Genomic DNA, 18,667 nt, shown 5'->3' with positions numbered 1-18,667 from the left:
ATCCGGTACGGGTTCGCGGGGCGGGCGGCCGAGAGCCCGCGGGGGTGGTCAGCCCTGGTCGGCGGTGGTCTTGGTGGCGTACATGCCCCAGTGCTGGGGGGTGAGGGACAGGTCCCGCAGGCTGCCCTGGACGAACATCCGCTCCCAGCCGCCGCCGCCCTTCTCCTCCGGGATCCACTGCTTGGTGAACACCTCGCGCGCGGCTGGCATGGTGCGCGCCCGAAGGCCCATCAGGTTGTAGTAGGAGCTGAGCTTGCGCAGGTGGATGAACCAGTGGATCCGGTCGGACAGGCCGAACGCCTCCTCATAGAGGAAGATCGTGGCCTCACCGCCCAGCGAGGCGTTCCAGCTCTCGGTCAGCGCGCGGGCGAACTCCCGTCCCTCGGCCCGGAACTCGTACTTCAGCTCGCCGGTGCGGTGCATGATGATGCCGGCGTTGGCGGAGTGCAGCAGCTCGTCCGGCTTCTGCGAGGTCTGGTGCTCCGCGGTCGGCACCACGAAGCGGTCCAGGCCACCGTCGTCGACCACCGAGGACAGTTCGCTGTCGGACGTGCCGTACATCCCGAAGCTCTGCGGGATCAGCACCGTCTCCTTCAGGCCGCCGTCCAGGAACATCCGGTCCCAGGAGCCTCCGCCGCGCTCCTCCGGGATGCGGTTGCGGAACATCACCTCGCGCCAGCCCTCGTCCCGGGAGCCCATGCTGACGAGGGTCTCGTAGGCCTCCAGGGAGCGCATGTGCAGGAGCCAGTGCAGGGTGTCCTTGGTCCCGAAGGTCTCCTCGTAGACGAAGGTGGTCGCGACCCCGACGTACTGGGTGTTCAGGTACTCGGAGAGCTCACGGGCGAACTGCCTCCCCTCCGAGCGGAATTCGGCCCGCAGCTGCCCGACACGCTCGACCACGACGCCGGCGTTCGCCGAGTGCAGGATATCCGCGACCGGAAGGGACGTCTGCTGCTGTGCGACCGGGGTGGAGAATTCGGAATCGGCCTTCTCGGTCATGAAAGGGCTCCTCGGTGAATGGTTCGGATTTCTGCTGCCGCACAATTAGGCCGTTTTTCCGGAGAACGGTGCAGCTCACTATTGAGCAGGCCGGAAACTTAGCGGGCCAGCGAGGAGAAACGGTCTTGGAGGACCCGGGCCGCGCCGGCCATCAATGCCTCGGCGACGGCGTCCACATGGCGATTGCGCCAGTCGGCGAGCGCGGTCCCGGCGGCGAAGCGGTTGAACGCGCCGATCGCCGGGCCGGTGTGGATCTGGTAGTTGACGCGCTCGGCGGGGTCGCCGCGCATCGCCATCCTGGTGCTCTGCACGAAGTACCAGCGGAACACCAGCGCCATCCGGTGTCTGGGGTCCTGCTCGGCCCGCTCGACCTCCTGCGGGCGGCCCGCCCGCAGGTAGTACTCGCGGGTCTCCTTCCAGACCTGTTCGAGTTCGCGGTGGAACCAGCCGTCCTCGATGGTCCGCCGCAGCTTGGCGTCGATCTCCTCCAGGCCGTCGTACTGGCGGTACGCCTGGTACAGCTTGTTGGCGCGCGCCGCGAACAGCGTGCCGCGCCGCAGCACCTGCACCCGCGCTCCGATCTCGAACATGTCGCCGGCCGGGGCGTACCCGGTGTCCTGGATGTCGGCCTGCGCCAGCAGGTCCTTCACCGCGTCGGAGGTGCCGGCCTGCGGGGTGCACTGGTTGACCGATCCGGTGACCACGAAGTCCGCGCCGAGCACGAACGCCGCCGCCAGGCCCTCCGGCGCGCCCAGCCCGCCGGCCGCGCCGACCCGGATGCCGTCCGGGTAGCCGCGCTCGGCCACGATCCGGTCCCGCAGGCCCGTCGTCGCGGGCATCAGGGTGTAGGCCACCGCGGCGTCGCTGTGCCCGGCCGAGTCGGCCTCCGCGCACACCTCCCCGGCCAGCGGCAGCGCGCGGCCCGCCTCTGCCTCCGCGGCGGTCAGCAGCCCCTCGGCGAGCAGGGCCCGTACCAGCGTCTCCGGCGGCGGCTCCATGAACGCCGTCGCCACCTCGGGCCGGGACACCTTGGCCAGCAGCCGGTTCGGCGCCACCGCCCCGCCGGTGCCGTCCCGGTGCGCCCCGCTCAGCCGGTACAGCACCAGCGCCCGGGTCGGCTGGGTGAAGCCGGACGCCTCGACGAACCGCACCCGGTGCCGCAGGAACAGCCGTACGGTGGCCTCCTCCAGCGGCGGGTCGTGCAGTGCGTGCAGCAGGTTCATGCCGAAGCCGCCGTCCGGGCCCAGCTCGGCGCGCAGGGTGGCGATCGCCGCCTCGATCCGCTCGGTCCGCAGCCCGCCGGTGCCGAAGTACCCGAGCAGTCCGGCCCGCGCCATCCGGGCCACCAGTTCGGTGGAGGCGATGCCCTTGTACATCGATCCGGCCAGGTAGGCGTAGCGCACCCCGTAGTCGGCCCGGAACGCCGCCGAACCCAGCCGCTCCGGGGCCGCGCCGGTCGGACCGGCGGCGGGGGGACCGGACACGGGCGTCGCCGTACCTCCGTCCGCTCGGGCACCGGCCTGCGAGGGCTCCGACCCGGCGGCCGTGGCCGCGGCGGGTGCGGCGGGTGCGGCAGGCGCGGGCGCGGCGGGCGCGGGCACGGCGGGTGCGGGCACGGTAGACGCGGGCACGGCAGCTGCGGGTGCGACAGGCGCGAGGCCAGCAGGCCCCAACCCGGCAGACGCGGGCACAGCAGGTGCAAGCCCAGCAGGCGCGGGCACAGCAGACGCGAGCCCAGCCGACGCGGGTACGGCAGACCCGGGTACGGCAGACCCGGGCACAGCAGGCGCGAGCCGGGCAGACGCGGCCCGCCCGGCGGTGGGCGCCCCGTCAGGAGTTGCTGCGGCCGCGGCAGGTGCCGGGGCGCTGCCCGCGGCGGGCCGCGTTTCCGCCGCCGCCGAACAGTTCGCCGCGTCCTTCACCGCGGCGTCCCACAGTCCCGTCAGTACCCGTCCCGGCCCCTGTTCGACGACCCGGTCGACTCCCCGCGACCGCAGGTGGCCCATGCTCTCGGACCAGCGGACCGCGCTGTGCACCTGCGCGGCCAGCAGCCGGCCGACCTCGCCGGGGCCGTAGGGCCGGGCGGTGACGTTGGCGATCACCGGGATACGGGGGTCCCGCAGCTCGAAGCCCGCCAGGAAGGCGGCGAACTCGCGGGCGGCGTCGGCCATGTAGCGGGAGTGGAAGGCGGCGCTGACCCGCAGCGGGACGCAGCGGCCGGCGCCCGCGGCGGTGACGGCCCCCGCGGCGCGGCGCAGCGACTCGACGGGCCCGGAGAGCACCACCTGCTCGGTGGAGTTGAGGTTGGCGAGGTCGACGTCGTCGATGCCGGCCTCGGCGAGCAGGTCGACGATCCGGGCGGCGCCGGGGCCGACCACGGCGGTCATCGCGCCGCCGGTGGCGCGGCCCATCAGTTCGCCGCGGCGGGCCACCAGGGCGAGTCCGGTCTCGAAGTCGAAGGCGTCGGCGGCGAGCAGCGCGTTGTACTCGCCGAGGCTGTGCCCGGCCAGGTAGTCGGGGGCGGGTTCACGGGCCGCGTGGGCGCGACGGGTCAGCTCGTTGACGACGAACAGCGCGGGTTGCAGGTAGCGGGTGTCGGTGAGGCGTTCGGCGGCGTCACCGAGACAGAGTTCGCGCACCGAGAAGCCGAGGATCCGGTCGGCGGCGGCCATCGCGTCCGGGTAGCGGTCGAACAGCTCGCGTCCCATGCCGCGGCGCTGCGCGCCCTGGCCGGGGAAGAGCCATGCGCTCTGCCGGGTCATGAGGCTCCCTCCCACGGGAAGCGCTGCCGTTCGGCGAAGTCGGCGATGCGGCGGCCGACACCGTCGGAGGACATCAGCCGGGCGAACTCCTCGATCGCGGTGCGCTCGACCTCCGGTGTGATGATCCACATCTTGGCGAAGTACCGCTTCAGGTCGCCGACCGTGGTGCCCTCCATCTTGGTGACCCGGAAGGCGAGTCTGCGCAGCGCCGGCTGGAGCTGGTCCGCCAGCTGGTCGACCAGTCCGGACGACAGCGCCTGATCGGCCGTCACCGGCAGGGTGCTCAGGCTCATCGCGTACGCCTTCTGGAAGCCCGTGCGGCGGATCAGGAACGGGGCGACGCTGCACGGCAGCAGGCCCCACAGCGCCTCCGGCAGGCTGAACGTGGAGCGGGGCGTGGCGAGCACGAAGTCGCTGGCGGCAACCAGGCCGACACCGCCGCCGGCCACCCGGCCGTCGACGGTGGCGACCACCACCCGCGGGATGAGGGAGAGACGTTTCAGCAGGCCGAGGAAGTCGGCGCCCCCCTGCGCCGCCCGCTCCCGGTCGGGGCGGCCTTCGGCAGCCGCCCCGAGCAGGTCCATTCCGGTGCAGAACACGCCGTCGCCGCCGGTCAGCACCACCACCCGGCAGTCCGGGTCGGCCTCGGCCGCATCGAGTGCCGCGTGCAGTTCCCGGATCATGGTGGTGTCGATGCTGTTCTGCGCGTCCGGGCGGTCGAGGGCGACGGTGAGGACGCCCGGCGTGCCGGAGAGTCGGATCGTGCGGTGATCCGTGCTCAGGTCCATCTGCTCAGCTCCATCGATAGCGCCGGTGGAAGTTTTCGATCCGGTCCAGCACGAGGTGCTCCCTGCCGTGCAGCGCCGGGTCGTAGACGTCCGCGTACGGCGACACGTCGAGGACCGTGTCCTGCACGCCCGCAGCACCCTCGGCGGTGTGCTTCGCCAGCCGGTCGTAGTCCTCGACGGACAGCTGATGCCGGGCGTCCAGGCGCTCGGCGGTCCGGTACTCGGCGAGCAGGGCGGGCGCCCCGGCGCCCACCACCCCGCTGTAGAACTCCGAGGCGCAGCCGGACCCGTACGAGAACAGACCGACCCGGCGCGGCTGGCTGAAGTCGCCGTGCTCGATCAGCGAGAGCAGGGCGACGAACAGGCCGGCCGCGTAGGTGTTGCCGATCCGGGCCGGGTTGACCAGCGAGGCGGCCATCCGGGTCTGGAAGTCGGCCTCGATGGCGTCCGGGTGCATCCGCTTGATGCGGCGCATCAGGTGCCGGTGGGCGCCCTTGACCATCCCGCCGAACGGGGTGTGGAAGGCCAGCTGGTCGAAGGAATCGACGATGTCGGCTCCCGCGACCGACTCCCGGTAGTCGGCGAAGGAGCGCTCCAGGCACTCCAGGTAGGCCAGCAGCGAGAGGTCGGAGTCGCCGGCCGCCAGGTCGGGCCGCGGGCGGCAGGTGTCCATCACCTCGTAGCTGTAGAGGCCGGCGGCGCCGGGGTCGAGGTCGAGCACCTCGGGCTCCGGGCCGAGCAGCAGGGCCGCGGCGCCGGCGCCGTGGGACGGTTCCCAGTACGGCATGCCGAGCACCGAGCCGCCGGCGTCGGCGGCGATCACCAGCGCACGGGCCTGCGGGCGCGGGCTGCTCGCCAGCAGGCCCAGCGCGGTGCGCAGCGCGGCCGTGCCGCCGTAACACGCGTGCTTGACCTCGAAGGAGCGGCAGCGCCTGCCGAGGCCGAGGTAGTGGTGCACGTAGGTGCTGATGGGCTTGCCGAAGTCCAGGCCGGACTCGGTGCCGACGATCACCGCCTCGATGCTGTCGCGCTGCTCCCCGGTGAGCCGGTCGAGGATCGGCCTGGCCGCGTTCACGGCGTTGGTGACCGGGTCCTCGCACGGCAGGTTGACGGACTTCTGGACCATCATCAGGTTGTCGAAGCGGCCCAGGTCCAGTCCGCGCGCGTAGAACAGCTGCCGGACGTCCAGGGCGGCCCGTCCGACGTAGGCGTTGGCGGCCTCAACTCCGACGGCCATGCAGCGGCGCCCAGAGGGTGTCGGTCATCGTGCCGTCGAGTACCGTGCGGTGCCAGCCGCCGCCGTCGCCGTCGGCGACGACCTGGGAGGCCATCAGGCGGCGCAGCTCCGGGTCGCTCTCCTGAAGGGCCATCAGCTCGTGGTAGGCGTCCGGTGAGGCCAGGTGGATCAGCAGGTGCAGGCGGTCCTGCTGGCCCCACATCTCCTCGTAGAGGAAGGCGGTGGCACGGCCGACCATCGCCTCGGAGACGTGTCCGGCCCAGTCGAACCAGAACTTCCGGGCCTCCTCGCGCAGCGCGTACCGGACCTGGAGACGGCGGTGCACGGTGAGCGGGGCGTTCACGGAGTGCAGCAACTTCTCGGGAGCGAGCCGGGACTGGTAGCGGGCCGGCGGCTGGAAGGTGGCCAGCGGGTGGTCGTCGTCCTCCTCGTGGTGGCTCAGGCCGTGCTGCGGGCAGATGATCGTCTCGGTCATCGAGCCCTCGACGAACATCCGCTCCCAGTTGCCCCCGCCCTTGGTGGGCAGCCGGTCGTTGGTGGACACCTCGGCCCACTTCTTCGAGTGGTCGACCATGTCGAGCATCCGGCGGTAGTCGCTGGGCTCCTTCAGGTGCAGCAGCCAGTGCAGCCGGTTCTGGGTCCCGAACAGCTCCTCGAAGGCGAAAATGGAGACGTAGCCGACCTGGGCGTTGTTGATCAGGTCGACCAGGTCCGCGGAGAAGGTCATGCCCTCCTCGCGGAACTCGTTCTTCAGCTGTCCGACCCGGTGGATCAGGAATCCCGCGTCGGCAGAATTCAGCAGTTTGTCCAACGGCACCGTGGTCTGGTGGAATGCCGGCCTGATCCTGGGTAGCGTGCTGGAATTCTCTGCGGCCGTCACGTTGCCCGCCTCCTTTTCCACGGAAATTGACTGGTCATCCCCGACGATCACTACCGGATTACGTTAAGAGCACGCAGTGGATTCCTGCTGCTCAATTCTGCGCAGGGTCGGCCGGTGCCGAGGGGCGGTCCGACCAGGCGGCCAGTTCCACGGCCCGCAGGTCCTCGTCGGAGCGCTGCTCGACCTTCGCCATGGTCCAGCGCAGGGTGGGCGCGGCCATCACCGAGGTGAGTACGGCGACCAGTACGACGATCGAGTACATCGCGCTGCTGAGCACGCCCAGCCTGAGGCCGATGGTCGCGACCACCACCTCGACCGCCCCGCGGGCGTTGAGCCCGGCGCCCAGCGCCAGGCCCTCCCAGTGCGTGAGCCGGCCGAGCCGGGCGCCCAGGTAGGCGCCGGCGAACTTGCCGCCGACGGCGAGCAGCAGCACCACCGCGGCGGCGGCCAGCGTCGCGGGGTCGCCCAGCACCGTCAGGTCGACCTTCAGGCCCGCTCCGGCCAGGAAGATCGGGGCGAACACGGAGAGCGTGACGGTCCGCAGGGGGGCCAGCCGCACCGCCGTCTGGCGGGACGGCGAGCTGAGCAGGCAGCCGACCGCGAACGCGCCGAGTGCCGACTCCAGGCCCAGCGACTGACTGCCGGCCGAGGCGGCCAGGATCGCCGCCACGGTGATCGCGATGACCGGCCCGGAGCCCTCGGCCTTCTCGGCCCGCCCCAGCGCCCCGCGCAGCAGCGGCCGGGCGGTGATCACCGCGGCCAGGAACAGCAGCAGGTGCCCCACACTGGTGAGTACGTGACCGGTCGTGAGGGCGCCCGCCGTCATCGCGGTGACCAACGACAGCAGGACCCAGGCGATCACGTCCTCGCCGGCCGCTGCGGCCAGCGTCAGCTGGCCGATGTCGCGGTGCAGCATGCCGAGGTCGGTCAGTGTCTTGGCGATCACCGGGATGGCGCTGACGCCCATGACCACACCGATCAGCAGCGCGAACGAGGAGCGGTCGGCGTGCGGGCCGAGTAGCACGGCGGGCAGCAGCAGGCCGGTGGCGACGCCCAGGCCGAGGGGCAGCACCAGCGCCGCGGTACTGACCGAGATCACGGTGCGCGGGCGGCGGCGCAGCATCCGCAGGTCCAGGTGCGCGCTGGACACTCCGATGAACAGCAGTACGCCGAACGTGCTTACCGCGTCCAGCAGTTGGGACTGGGAGACGTCGGCCGGCCACATCCAGTCGAAGGTCGCGGGCGAGAGGTGTCCGAGCACCGTCGGACCGAGCACCACGCCGCTGAGCAGTTCGCCCACCACACCCGGCAGGCCCACCCGGCGGGCCAGTTGGCCCATGCCGGAGCCGACGAGCAGCAGAACCGCCAACTGCGTGAGAAACAGCAGGGTCTGATGCTCGCTCATGTTCGGCCTTCTCCCCCTGAGGCGGTCTTCCAGAGCCTCAAGGGTTGGCGTCGCGAGTCGTGCCCAGCCGCTCAGAAGTGAGCATCGGCCGGCAGCCGGCCCTCGATGTAGTCGCTCAGTCGCCGGTCGTCGACGGCGAGCGAGCCCTGCACCGTGCCGACCAGCCCGGCCTCCCGGAAGCGCTTGAGGAACAGGCCGACCCGGGAACGGGTGGTGCCGACCATCTCGGCGAGCTCCTCCTGGGTGATCCGGGCCGGGATCACCACCAGTCGGCCGCGGGGCCTGCCGATCTGCTGGGAGAGCAGCAGCAGCCGGGCCGCGAGGCGGCGCTCGCACTCCAGCGTCACCATGTCGACGATGATCTTCTGCTGCTCGATCACCCGCTCACCGAGGTGCCGCACGTACTCGGGCAGCAGCCCCTCCTCGGCCAGCACCGAGAGGAACCGGTCGCCCGGGATCTGCCGCAGGGTCGCCGGTTCCAGTGCGACGGCGGCGTCGGAACGTTCGCTTCCGAGCAGCCCCAGTTCGCCCAGGACGTCGCCCGCCCCGGAGATGTAGAGCAGACATCGCTTGCCGCTCCCGGTGACCATCAGCGTTTTGACCTGCCCGGTCTCGATCACGTATATGTGCTGGTCCTGGCCGCCGTCCGTGTACACGTGGCCCCGCCGGGGCACCGTCAGGGTCGGGGTGTCGTGCAGCCGCGTGGCGCACAGCGCGCGCAGCTTGATGCGGAAGCGGGCCGAGTCGGTGTCGGCCGGCCCGGCGGCACGCCGTACGGGGACCGCGATGACGGTCGGACGGGTCCGTTGGTGCTCCAGTGTTGCCCTCATCTTCAACCTCGAATCGCCTGGAAGACGGCACAGAAACGTCACTCCGGCCTGGACAGCCCGGCCCGAGGACGCGTCGGGATGGTGTCTGAGATCGCCCTGATGTACGGATCGGCGAGGCGCGGGGGCAAGCATAGGAAAAGATTCGGCCGACACCAATGCCCGCGCACACTCATTCGACGCGGGCAGGTCGGCGGCCGCGGCGGCCCGCGACCCGACTTCCCACGATGCTCAATCCAGCGCAGAAACGCCCGGTCCGGCCGGTCTAGGTTCGGGGCGCTCGGGCGTACCCGCCGGAACGAGCCGATCCGCCAAGGAACGGAGACTGCCCCGTGAATGACCGGTCATCACAGCCCGGCGCACCGTCCGGTTCCGAGGACCCGAAGGTCCTGCCGACCGGACCGCGGGTCGACCCCTACGCGCTGTACTCCGACCTGCGCGCCGAGGGCGTCGTCCACACCATCCGCGAACCCAACGGCCTCCACCGCCGGCTCGTGCTGCGCTACGCCGAGGCCCGCGACGTCATGAACGACTCCCGTTTCGCCAAGGACCCGGGCCTGGCCTGGGACCAGCTGCGCGACGCCGGCTACGTCAAGGGCGAGCGCGACAACCGCGCCGACTACCTCTACCACCTGGTCAACACGGACCCGCCGGACCACACCCGGCTGCGCAAGCTGATCAGCAAGGCGTTCACCAACCGCCGGATGGAAGCGATGCGTCCGCGTGTGCGGGAGATCGCCGAGCAACTGCTCGACGGTCTCGCCGACCAGCAGCGGGTCGACCTGATCGAGGACTACGCGCACCCGCTGGCCACCACTGTCATCTGCGAGATCCTCGGCGTGCCGAACGCCGACCGGGAGACCTTCCGGATCTGGGCCACCGCCATGCTCACCGCCCCGGACGCGGTGGTGGACGGTGCGCTCACCCCGCAGGAGGGCTATGCGGCGATGCAGTCCTTCTTCACCGAACTGCTGGCCCGCCGCCGTGAGGAACTGAAGGACCTCGCGGAGAGCGACGTGGACACCAGCGACCAGCAGCCCGATGTGATCACCGGCCTGATCGTCGCCCGTGACGAGGGCAACCGGCTCACCGAGGTCGAGATGGTCTCCACCGCGATGCTGCTGCTCAGCGCCGGCCAGGAGCCGACCGTCAACCTGATCGCCAACGGCACCCTGGCACTGTTCGACAACCCGGAGCAGTTCGCCCTGCTGCGGGCCAAGCCCGACCTGGTCGCCTCCGCGGTGGAGGAGTTCCTCCGCTACGACCCTCCGGTGGAGCTGTCCACCATGCGGGTCTCCACCGAGGACGTCGAGGTGGCGGGCACCACGATCCCGGCCGGCAGCGTGGTGACCGTCTCCATCGCCTCGACCAGCCGCGACGAGCGGCAGTTCGAGAACCCCGACCAGCTGGACATCACCCGCACCGACAACCCCCACCTGGCCTTCGGATACGGCCTGCACCACTGCCTCGGCGCCCCGCTCGCCCGGATCGAGGGGCAGGAGGCGATCGCGGCCCTGGTCGACCGCTACCCGAACATCTCGCTCTCCGGCACCCGGGACGAGCTGCGCTGGCGCCCCACCCGGATCATGCGCGGCCTGGTCGAACTGCGGGTCGAGCTCGGCCCTCGGTCCTGACCCGCACCGGATGGCAGAGCGAGGGCTCCGGCCGGGCACGCGCGAGGCCCATGTGTGGACCGCGCGCGTGCCCGGCTCGGACCGCGACGCCGCGGTCCGGGCGGGGCTTGCGCTGCTCGCGCCCGCCGAGCACGAGCGGCTGACCCGATTCCGCTTCGCCCGGGACCGCGCCCAGTACGCGGTGGGGCACGCCCTGCTGCGCACCGCGCTGACCGGCTGGCATCCCGAACTCCCCCCGCTGTATTGGGAGTTCCGCAGCACCTGGCACGGTCGTCCGGAACTGGCGGGCCGCGCGGCGGAGACCGGGCTGAGGTTCAACCTCTCCCACACCGCCGGCGCGGCCGTCTGCGTGGTGACCCACGGGACCGACTGCGGCATCGACGTCGAGGAGACCGCTGCGCACCGCACCCGTCGGCTGCCCGGTGTGCTCGCCCCCGCCGAGGCCGCCGCACTCGCCGCGCTGCCCGTCGGCGGACAACCCGACGCCCTCCTGCGGTACTGGACCCTGAAGGAGGCCTACACCAAGGCCCTCGGCCTGGGCCTCGCCCACCCGTTCAACCGCTGCGACTTCGGCGCGCTGTCCGGCACCGGGACCATCACGATGGCCGCCGACACCACGGGCCAGTGGCAGTTCCAGCAGTGGCGGCCGGGACCGGGCCACATCGCCGCGCTCGCCCTGCGCCGCGGCGCGGGCGCCGCCGATCTGGTGGTGGTCCACCACGGCGACGCCCTTGCCGGCTCCGGTCAGACCTTGGCCACGTAGCACGCCAACCGGGTCTCGTGCACGGTCAGTTGGCCCGAGCCGCTGTGCACCAGCAGCCCCTCGTCGGAGAAGCGCTTCAGGAAGTACCCCACTCGGGAACGCGTGGTCCCCACCATTTCCGAGAGTTCCTCGTGCGTGACCCGCCGCTCCATGCGCAGCTCGACCCCCTGCCGCCGGCCCACCTTCCGAGCGAGATCGAGAAGTGTCACGGCGAGCCGCTGCTCGCAGTTCATGGTCACCATGTTGGCGATCAGGCGCTGCTGCGAGCACAGCTGCTCCATCAGGTGCAGGGCGAACTCCTCGGCATTGTCCAGGTCCTGGAGAACCGCCGCCACGTGCGCCGCCGACAATTTGCGCAGCACGCTCCGCTTCATTGCCGTCGCGGTGTCCATACGCATTCCCTGAAGGATTCCCAGCTCGCCGAAGAATTCCCCCTCGACGCATATGGAAAGCAGGCAACGCTTACCGTCCAGGGAGCCCGAAACAATCTTTACCTGACCCTCTTCGACCAGGTAGAGGCTGTTGTCGCACTGCCCGCTGGAATACACGTTCTCCCCGCGCCCCAGCTGCACCGCTGGGGCCGATCCCCCGCTCCCCGTCATTCTGTCCCGCAGTGTCTCCCAAAGAGACATGGACGTGGACACGAACATATACTTCCCCCCTAGCATACGGTGGACCCGTCCGTCACTCAAACCAAGTTTGGGTCAACAATGACGTTGAAAACCCCCGTTCCACCCTCCCCCGAACCCAATTTGCCCCACGTACTCCGGGAAAAAACCTCGCCGCAGATACCACCGGCGCCGCCCGGCCGGATCATCGACTGAAATAGAAGAAGAATCCGACCGCCATGCGCGACAACACCCAGGTCCGGGCGCCGCGTCGCTGCCCGGCGGGCGGAGCACCCGTCACCCGACCGGCAAACGTGACGTAGGTCACATATCATCGACGGTTTTCCGCGGCGCCGAGGTGACGGCGCGGGGTCGGGACTCAACCGGTCCACCGACACCTCCGAGGCGCGGGCGCCGGCCGCACCAGGCTGACCGGACCGGAGCGCGCTCCTCCGTCAACTGGCCGACCGTGCAAGGCTGGTGGAACGCCGCACGGCCGCGTGGCGGGCGCGTACGAGGACCCGGCCGCGAGGACCGCATCGCCGGGGACCGGGCTACTGACCGGCGAGCCGGAAGGCATGGCCGCCCGACGCCCCGCCGGGGCCAACTCCGAATGTGTGCCCGGCGGTTGTGTCCAGGCGCCCGCCGCCGTCGACCGATGGGGACCCGGGCCGTCCCGGACGGGCACCACGGGCCGGACCCGGGCGTCGACGCCCGCGGTGCGTCGGCAGGTCTTCGGTGCCGCCGAAGCACGGACAGCGCGGGGGCGTTCCTCGCCGGGGTACGTGTTACGCCTTGACGGCCGGGATCGGGTGCACGGTCATCGGGAGTGCGCTGGCCCCCATGATGCCCTTGCACACCTCCCGCACCGGACGGCCGGGCACCGGCCGGAGTTCGAAGCGGGGCACCACGGTGGCCAGCGCGAAGGCCATCGTCAGGTTGGCCATCGATTCCCCGGCGCACAGACGGGTGCCCGCGCCGAAGGGCATGAACATCTCGCGGCGGGGCTGCTGGGGGTGCCCCGGTGCCCACCGGTCGGGGTTGAAGGTGTGGGGATCGGCGTAGACGGCCGGGTCGCGGTGCAGGGCGGTGAGGCTGGTCAGCAGTTCGGCCTCGGCGGGGAACGCGAAGCCGCCGACCTTCACGGGCCGGGTGGTGCGCCGCATGTCCATCCAGCCCGGACTGCGCAGCCGCAGGGTCTCGTTGATGACCTGGCGGGTGTACACGAGGCGGCTCAGGTCGCGCATGGTGGGGTCCCGCCCTTCCAGCACCTCGGCGAACTCCTCGCGCAGTCGCCGGGCCGCCGTGGCGTGCTGGGAGATCTCGTGGAAGGCCCACCCCAGGGCGTGTCCGGTGCTGTCACCGCCGGCGATCAGCATGGACAGCACCTCGTCGCGCAGTTCGCCCGCGCTCATGGGCCGGCCGTCCGCGTCTCGGGCGGCGACCATGCTGGACAGGATGTCCCCGTGGTCCTGAGGGTCGGTCTGGTACCGGTTGATGATCGAGGCCAGTGCCTCTTCGAGCCGGTCCCGTGCCCGGATGAAGCGCCGGTTGGCCGGGGTGGGCAGCTTGTCCACCAGGTCGCTGGGGACCACGCTCCGGACGCCGACGCCGGCGATGAAGTCGGCGATGGTGTCCCGGATGGTGTCGGCATCGCCGGTCACCTTGTCCGAGGAGAACAGCGCGGTGTTGATTAGCGCGTTGGCCAGGGCGTCCATCTCCCGGGCCATGTCCACGACGACACCGGGCCGCCAGGAGTCGACCTGCGCCTTGATGCCGCCCAGCAGGGCGTCCACGTCGTACCCGGGGTGCTCGTGGTTGAACGCCGGCTGGACCATCCGGCGCTGGCGCAGGTGGAAGGCGCCGTCGGAGCTGCCGAGCCCGTTGCCGACCAGCGGGCGCACCTTGCTGAAGAACTGCCCCCGGGCGAAGGTGTCACCGCCGTCGCCGAGTATCTCGCGGGCCATGAGGTGGTCGTTGACCAGGAAGGTGGGAGTGCGGCCCATGCGCAGCCGCAGCACGGGCCCCTCGGAACGGACCCGCTCGAAGAAGGCCAGCCTCTGGACCGCCACGGCCGGTCTGTGCCCGGCCAGCGGGAAGCCGCCGGATGCGACTGGCACAGAACCGACACCCTGATCCGTACGACCCGACATCAGCTAGCTCCCGTCGTCTTCTTCCACTGGAACAGGAAGTGCTCGCCCGACGCCGCGCCTCAACTGCCGGGCTTCCGAGCGCAGTTCGAAGTTAGCCCGGGCCGGTGGCCGCCCGGCGTTCAGAATTGAGCAGTGGCACCGGAATCCGGCGGTCGCGCGCGGGCCCGGCCGGGACGGATGGCGATCCGACGCCGCACGGCGCCGACGGCCCGGCCCGTGCCCGGTCGCGGCGCCGCACCACTCGGCCGGACCCGCCCGCGTCGACGGAACGCCGACCGGGAGGGGCGGGGTTCGGACCGTCGCAGGTGGCTCCGTAAAGGCTGGTCAGCGCCGTCGTGGCACGTTCACCCGCCCGGTGCGGGTCGAGGCCGGCCCGCCCCGGCGGTACGCAGGAGTCGACCTCCCCCGGTGGCCGTCTTGTGCTTGACTGACACCATGGCCCGAGACGAAGAGACCATCGAATTCGCTTCGGCGGCGGAGCTGCAGGAATGGCTCTCCCGCAATCATGCCGCGTCCGGCGGGTTCTGGCTGAAGCTCAAGAAGAACGCCGCGGGGGAAGGCGCCCTGACGTACGCCGAGGCCCTGGACGTGGCACTGTGCTACGGGTGGATCGACGGCCAGAAGGGCAAGTTCGACGAGGCCCACTGGCTCCAGAGGTTCACGCCGCGGTCGGCCCGCAGCCGGTGGTCCAAGGTCAACCGGGAGAAGGTCGCCGCCCTCACCGAGCAGGGCCGGATGGAACCGCCGGGCATCGCCGAGGTCGAGCGGGCCAAGGCGGACGGACGCTGGGAGGCGGCCTACGCGGGCTCCAAGTCCGCCACCGTCCCGGACGACCTGGCGCAGGCGCTCAAGGCCAATCCGGCCGCCGCCGAGTTCTTCAAGACCCTCGACAGCCAGAACCGCTACTCCATCCTCTACCGGGTGCAGGACGCCAAGAAGCCCGAGACCAGGGCCCGGCGCATCGAGAAGTACGTCGGCATGCTGGCCAACCACGAGAAGATCCACGGGTGACCGCACGACGGGCACCCGGAAGCGAAGAAGGCTCGTGTACGTAGGCGCGGTGCCTACGGTCCTGGCGGCTACCGGCGGACGATGGGCATGATCAGCTCGTCCACCACGGACACCAGGTAGTCGTCGGGAACCGGGGCCGAGTCGCTCAGGAAGCGCTGCACCAGCATGGCGGGCCCCAGTTCGGCGACCAGCGGGCTGAGCCGGCCGGAGCGGACCTCGCCGCGCTGCACCCCACGCTCCAGGATCAGTTGGAAGACGTTCTCCCGGGGCTGGAAGACGCGCTCCTGCACCAGGCGGACCAGCGGCCTGTCCCGGTCGATCTCGGCCAGCAGACTCTGCACCGCGCGGCCGACGGAGGAGTTGAGGACCTCCGCCTTCTGCCGCATGTGCTCGACCAGGTCGTCGCGGACGTTGCCCGTGTCGGGTGCGTCCTCGCGGGCGGGCAGGGAGTAGTCGAGCGTGTCGACGACGAGTTCGGCCTTGCTGGGCCAGCGCCGGTAGAGCGCCGCCTTGCCCGTCCGGGCGTCGGCCGCCACTCGGTCCATGGTCAGTCGGGCGTAACCGACGTCCTCGAGCTGGGAGATCACCGCCGAGTAGATGGCGCGTTCCAGGTCCTTTCCCCGCCGACGGCTACCCGTCGGCTTCCTGGGCTGACTCCGTCCGCCGACCGTTGTGTCGGCAGCCAGTTCGGCTCCGGGCACGGCATCCCCACTTCCTGGACGACCCCCCAACCGACCACATGGTGAACGATTGCGTTCCCTACTCGCCACTGCTACAGTGCCGAACAGTGAACACCATCGTTCCCTAAGTTCCCAACATCTTCCCGGATAAGGGTACCAAATGGCTGTTAGCACCCCCGCAGTCGCAGCCCCGGCGAGCCCGCCCCGGCTAGCGCATCGCACCGGCCTCATGCTGGTTGTCATCGCGATCGCCCAGCTCATGGTAATCCTCGACGCCACCATCGTGAATGTGGCGCTTCCCAGCATGCAGACGTCCCTGGGCTTCTCCACGGAGAACCTGTCGTGGGTGGTCAACGCCTACACCCTCGCGTTCGGCGGCCTGTTGCTGCTCGGCGGCCGGGTCGGTGACCTCCTCGGCCGCCGCCCGGCGTTCATCGGCGGGATCCTGCTGTTCACGCTGGGATCCCTGCTCGGCGGCCTCGCCCAGAACTCCGGATGGCTGCTGGGCATGCGCGTCGTCCAGGGCGCCGGCGCCGCCATCGTCGTCCCCACGGTGCTGTCCCTGATCGCCACCGGTTTCCCGACCGAGCGGGAGCGCAACCGGGCCTTCGCGGTGTTCGCCGGTGTGTCGGGCGCGGGCGGTGCGATCGGCCTGGTGGCGGGCGGGTTGCTCACCGAGTGGGTCTCCTGGCGCTGGGTCCTGCTGGTCAACGTGCCCATCGGTGTCGCGCTGTGCCTGGCCGCGCCGCTGTTCATCGGCAAGTCGCCGCGCAGCGAGGGCCGGTTCGACATCGGCGGCGCGATCACCTCCACCGGTGGCGTGGCCCTGCTCGTGTACGGCTTCATCCACGCCTCCGAGAGCGGCTGGCGGGAAGCCACCACGATCGGCTCCTTCGTCGGGGCCGTGGTCCTCCTGGCGGCGTTCGTCATGATCGAGAGCCGCACCTCGCAGCCGATCATCCCGTTGCGCCTGTTCGCCAGCCGCAACCGCTCGGGCATCTACGCCCTCGGAGTGGCGATGATGGGCTCCCTGATCGGGATGTTCTTCTTCCTCACGCTCTTCTTCCAGAATGTGCTGGCCTACAGCCCGCTCAAGACCGGCCTGGCCTTCCTGCCGCTCAGCGTCTCGATCATCATCGTCTCCGGCGTGATGATGCAGCTGATCCCCAAGATCGGGCAACGCCTGCCGCTGGTGGCGGGGACGGTCCTGATCACGGCCGCGCTCCTGTGGCTGTCGGCCATCTCCGCCGACAGCGCCTACCTCAGCGACCTCCTCGGCCCCATGCTGCTGTACGGGTTCGGGGCGGGCATGGTGTTCATGCCGATGACCATGGTCGGCGTCTCCGGAGTGGAGATGCGGGACACGGGGGCCGCCTCGGGTCTGCTCAACGCCACGCAGCAGATGGGCGGTTCGCTGAGCCTGGCGGTCATCATCACCGTCTACGGCGCCGCGACGAGCGACGCCACGGGCGACGCCGCGCACGTCCTGGCCAAGGGCGCCTCGGCCGGGTTCCTGGTCGCGGCGGCGATCACGATCGTCGCGCTGGCCTGTGTGGTCCTCCTCGTCCGGCCCGTCGCGGAGGACGCCGCGGCGGGGATGATGCCCGGCGCGGACGCCGGCGCCGAAGCGGAGCCCGGGCTCACGGCGGACGGCTCGGCGTCGGCTCCGTCGGCCGAGAAGCCGAAATAGCCGCCGCTGGGAAGACGGCGGGGCGGGGCGGGTCTGCGGACCCGCCCCTTCCGCTGTGTGTCGTCCCTCCCGCAGGGCCCGGTCAGGGATTCCAGTAGACGGTGCTGAACGTACGGTCGAAGCGACCGGCCTCCAGGTCCGCACGCTGGATTCCCCACTGGACGTCCGCGCCTTCCCGATCACTGATGTTCGGGTTCCAGTGGGCCAGCAGAACCCAGTCCTCGACGGCACCCGACACCGGCTCATCGCCGCCCCAACGCCCCCGTTTCGCCTGGCGGACGGCGCGGCTCGCGACGATCTCCAGCGGGTCCGGGTCGGAGTCCTCCTGGTCCGCGTATCCGCCGATCTGCAGATGCCCTCTTCTGCCAGAGGTGTCGCACCAGACAGTGACCAGCTCGTCTGCGTGCGGAAACCCGGGAAGTGAGTGATACGGCAGGTCCGGTTCGGTTCTGGCTCTCAACTCGCCCTGCGGATACGAATCGACGATCTTCTGATCGTAGTCATCGCCGGGGTAGCCGTTCCAGGTGTTCTTCTCGCGTTCCTCGACCGGTGTGCCGGCCGGGACGTAGATGGCCTGACCGCAGTTGCCGTCGCCGTCCGTTTCGTCGAGTGAGGCGAAGAGCAGCAGGCGTCCGTCGGGCGGCAGAGAGAGGTCCGTCGCGTCCTTCGGCAGCGCGGCGAAGTCGACGGACGCGAGGTACGGGTGCTCAGGGTCCGGGACCTCGGCGGGCAGCAGCAGCGGCCCGCCGAACCTGCCCGCGACCAGCCCCTCCCCACCGACGGTGAGGACCGCACAAGGCCGGACGTGGCCGATCCACCGGTCCACCTCTTCAGCCGGCAGCGGGTCTATGTCCTCCCACGGGTACCCCTGCTCAACTGCCCGCGTACGAAAGGGAGACAGCATCCCTCGAAGCTCATCATCCGTCACACCAGCGACTGTAGCTCCCGCCACCGACAACCCGTGGCCCCCCGTGGCCAGCCGCCGCCGACGCTCGTTGCGGTGCGGAGGGGGCAGGCCGGTCACCGTTGCTGAAGTGCCCCTCCCCGGCGACGCACTCGCAACCATGGTGCCGGTACCGGTTGGCAATCAGGTGTGAGGTGCGTGTCACGGACATACTCCCGGTGGGAAGAAGGCGCCGCGAGGATGGCTGGAGTGATGTGCGGGGTGGCAGAGCGAGGCCGCCTGTCGGCGGTTCGTGTGGCGTTCACTTGACCGTGAAGAGGTCACAC

The 18,667-nt window shown here is 70.8% G+C and carries 15 protein-coding genes; 4 read left to right on the top strand and 11 right to left on the bottom strand.

Translation table 11 applies throughout. From position 1 onward, the window contains the following. Positions 1 to 48: 48 nt before the first annotated feature. The 7 genes from ACGH52_RS31240 to ACGH52_RS31210 form a co-directional block, all read right to left on the bottom strand. Positions 49 to 999, bottom strand: a complete 951-nt coding sequence (locus ACGH52_RS31240) for a DUF6039 family protein (protein WP_121704345.1) — start codon at positions 997 to 999, stop codon at positions 49 to 51. Positions 1,000 to 1,097: 98 nt separating this feature from the next. Then, the gene (gene fabD / locus ACGH52_RS31235; protein ID WP_399944152.1) at positions 1,098 to 3,761 is read right to left on the bottom strand and encodes an ACP S-malonyltransferase; all 2,664 of its coding nucleotides are present in this window, start codon (positions 3,759 to 3,761) and stop codon (positions 1,098 to 1,100) included. Next, complete coding sequence (locus tag ACGH52_RS31230) at positions 3,758 to 4,549, bottom strand: enoyl-CoA hydratase-related protein (RefSeq protein ID WP_076977082.1); 792 nt, start codon at positions 4,547 to 4,549, stop codon at positions 3,758 to 3,760. Before ACGH52_RS31230 ends, fabD begins: the two co-directional genes overlap by 4 nt. 4 nt (positions 4,550 to 4,553) lie before the next feature. Continuing rightward, positions 4,554 to 5,786, bottom strand: a complete 1,233-nt coding sequence (locus ACGH52_RS31225; protein WP_399944148.1) for a hydroxymethylglutaryl-CoA synthase family protein — start codon at positions 5,784 to 5,786, stop codon at positions 4,554 to 4,556. Further along, complete coding sequence (locus ACGH52_RS31220) at positions 5,770 to 6,603, bottom strand: DUF6039 family protein (RefSeq protein ID WP_361463290.1); 834 nt, start codon at positions 6,601 to 6,603, stop codon at positions 5,770 to 5,772. The genes ACGH52_RS31225 and ACGH52_RS31220 overlap by 17 nt, the downstream gene beginning before the upstream one ends. 154 nt (positions 6,604 to 6,757) lie before the next feature. Beyond that, positions 6,758 to 8,071, bottom strand: coding sequence for a cation:proton antiporter (locus ACGH52_RS31215; protein ID WP_399944145.1), 1,314 nt, complete (start codon positions 8,069 to 8,071; stop codon positions 6,758 to 6,760). A 71-nt stretch (positions 8,072 to 8,142) separates the two neighbouring features. Beyond that, the gene (locus ACGH52_RS31210) at positions 8,143 to 8,901 is read right to left on the bottom strand and encodes a Crp/Fnr family transcriptional regulator (protein WP_059300332.1); all 759 of its coding nucleotides are present in this window, start codon (positions 8,899 to 8,901) and stop codon (positions 8,143 to 8,145) included. Positions 8,902 to 9,230: 329 nt separating this feature from the next. Between ACGH52_RS31210 and ACGH52_RS31205 the strand changes: the two genes are divergently transcribed. Then, positions 9,231 to 10,532 carry a cytochrome P450 gene (locus tag ACGH52_RS31205; protein WP_399944141.1) on the top strand — a complete coding sequence of 434 codons (1,302 nt, stop codon included), beginning with the start codon at positions 9,231 to 9,233 and terminating at the stop codon, positions 10,530 to 10,532. Between the two features lie 10 nt (positions 10,533 to 10,542). After that, complete coding sequence (locus ACGH52_RS31200; RefSeq protein ID WP_121704342.1) at positions 10,543 to 11,295, top strand: 4'-phosphopantetheinyl transferase superfamily protein; 753 nt, start codon at positions 10,543 to 10,545, stop codon at positions 11,293 to 11,295. On the opposite strand, the gene ACGH52_RS31195 is transcribed toward ACGH52_RS31200, so the two are convergent. Together ACGH52_RS31195 and ACGH52_RS31190 are read right to left on the bottom strand one after the other, a co-directional pair. Beyond that, positions 11,277 to 11,867 (bottom strand): Crp/Fnr family transcriptional regulator, encoded by a 591-nt coding sequence (locus ACGH52_RS31195; RefSeq protein WP_171987471.1) that lies wholly within the window; start codon positions 11,865 to 11,867, stop codon positions 11,277 to 11,279. The genes ACGH52_RS31200 and ACGH52_RS31195 overlap by 19 nt on opposite strands. An 824-nt stretch (positions 11,868 to 12,691) precedes the next feature. Then, positions 12,692 to 14,023 (bottom strand): cytochrome P450, encoded by a 1,332-nt coding sequence (locus ACGH52_RS31190; protein WP_399944138.1) that lies wholly within the window; start codon positions 14,021 to 14,023, stop codon positions 12,692 to 12,694. Positions 14,024 to 14,491: 468 nt separating this feature from the next. Here ACGH52_RS31190 and ACGH52_RS31185 point away from each other — a divergent pair, with 468 nt between their 5' ends. Then, the gene (locus tag ACGH52_RS31185; protein ID WP_059300336.1) at positions 14,492 to 15,067 is read left to right on the top strand and encodes a YdeI family protein; all 576 of its coding nucleotides are present in this window, start codon (positions 14,492 to 14,494) and stop codon (positions 15,065 to 15,067) included. Positions 15,068 to 15,135: 68 nt separating this feature from the next. Here the strand turns inward: ACGH52_RS31185 and ACGH52_RS31180 are convergent, their stop codons facing one another. Next, positions 15,136 to 15,654, bottom strand: a complete 519-nt coding sequence (locus ACGH52_RS31180) for a TetR/AcrR family transcriptional regulator (protein ID WP_399944134.1) — start codon at positions 15,652 to 15,654, stop codon at positions 15,136 to 15,138. A 322-nt stretch (positions 15,655 to 15,976) separates the two neighbouring features. On the opposite strand from ACGH52_RS31180, the gene ACGH52_RS31175 reads away from it, so the two are divergent. Then, a complete protein-coding gene (locus ACGH52_RS31175; protein ID WP_247699943.1) occupies positions 15,977 to 17,437 on the top strand; it encodes an MFS transporter in 1,461 nt (486 codons plus the stop codon). Between the two features lie 82 nt (positions 17,438 to 17,519). Here ACGH52_RS31175 and ACGH52_RS31170 read toward each other — a convergent pair whose 3' ends face one another. Next, the gene (locus tag ACGH52_RS31170) at positions 17,520 to 18,461 is read right to left on the bottom strand and encodes a DUF1963 domain-containing protein (RefSeq protein WP_399944130.1); all 942 of its coding nucleotides are present in this window, start codon (positions 18,459 to 18,461) and stop codon (positions 17,520 to 17,522) included. Between the last annotated feature and the right edge of the window lie 206 nt (positions 18,462 to 18,667).

Source organism: Streptomyces sp. BBFR25 (assembly GCF_044590125.1).
GTDB classification, from domain to species: Bacteria; Actinomycetota; Actinomycetes; order Streptomycetales; family Streptomycetaceae; genus Streptomyces; species Streptomyces canus_D.
Note: the sequence above shows the minus strand (reverse complement) of the source record. Positions and strands in the feature narration are given on the sequence as shown.

Bases quoted from the DNA above. Each gene is read 5' to 3' on its own strand.
- ACGH52_RS31240 (WP_121704345.1), bottom strand. From the start codon at position 999: ATGACCGAGAAGGCCGATTCCGAATTCTCCACCCCGGTCGCACAGCAG.
- fabD (WP_399944152.1), bottom strand. From the start codon at position 3,761: ATGACCCGGCAGAGCGCATGGCTCTTCCCCGGCCAGGGCGCGCAGCGC.
- ACGH52_RS31230 (WP_076977082.1), bottom strand. From the start codon at position 4,549: ATGGACCTGAGCACGGATCACCGCACGATCCGACTCTCCGGCACGCCG.
- ACGH52_RS31225 (WP_399944148.1), bottom strand. From the start codon at position 5,786: ATGGCCGTCGGAGTTGAGGCCGCCAACGCCTACGTCGGACGGGCCGCC.
- ACGH52_RS31215 (WP_399944145.1), bottom strand. From the start codon at position 8,071: ATGAGCGAGCATCAGACCCTGCTGTTTCTCACGCAGTTGGCGGTTCTG.
- ACGH52_RS31210 (WP_059300332.1), bottom strand. From the start codon at position 8,901: ATGAGGGCAACACTGGAGCACCAACGGACCCGTCCGACCGTCATCGCG.
- ACGH52_RS31200 (WP_121704342.1), top strand. From the start codon at position 10,543: ATGGCAGAGCGAGGGCTCCGGCCGGGCACGCGCGAGGCCCATGTGTGG.
- ACGH52_RS31185 (WP_059300336.1), top strand. From the start codon at position 14,492: ATGGCCCGAGACGAAGAGACCATCGAATTCGCTTCGGCGGCGGAGCTG.
- ACGH52_RS31175 (WP_247699943.1), top strand. From the start codon at position 15,977: ATGCTGGTTGTCATCGCGATCGCCCAGCTCATGGTAATCCTCGACGCC.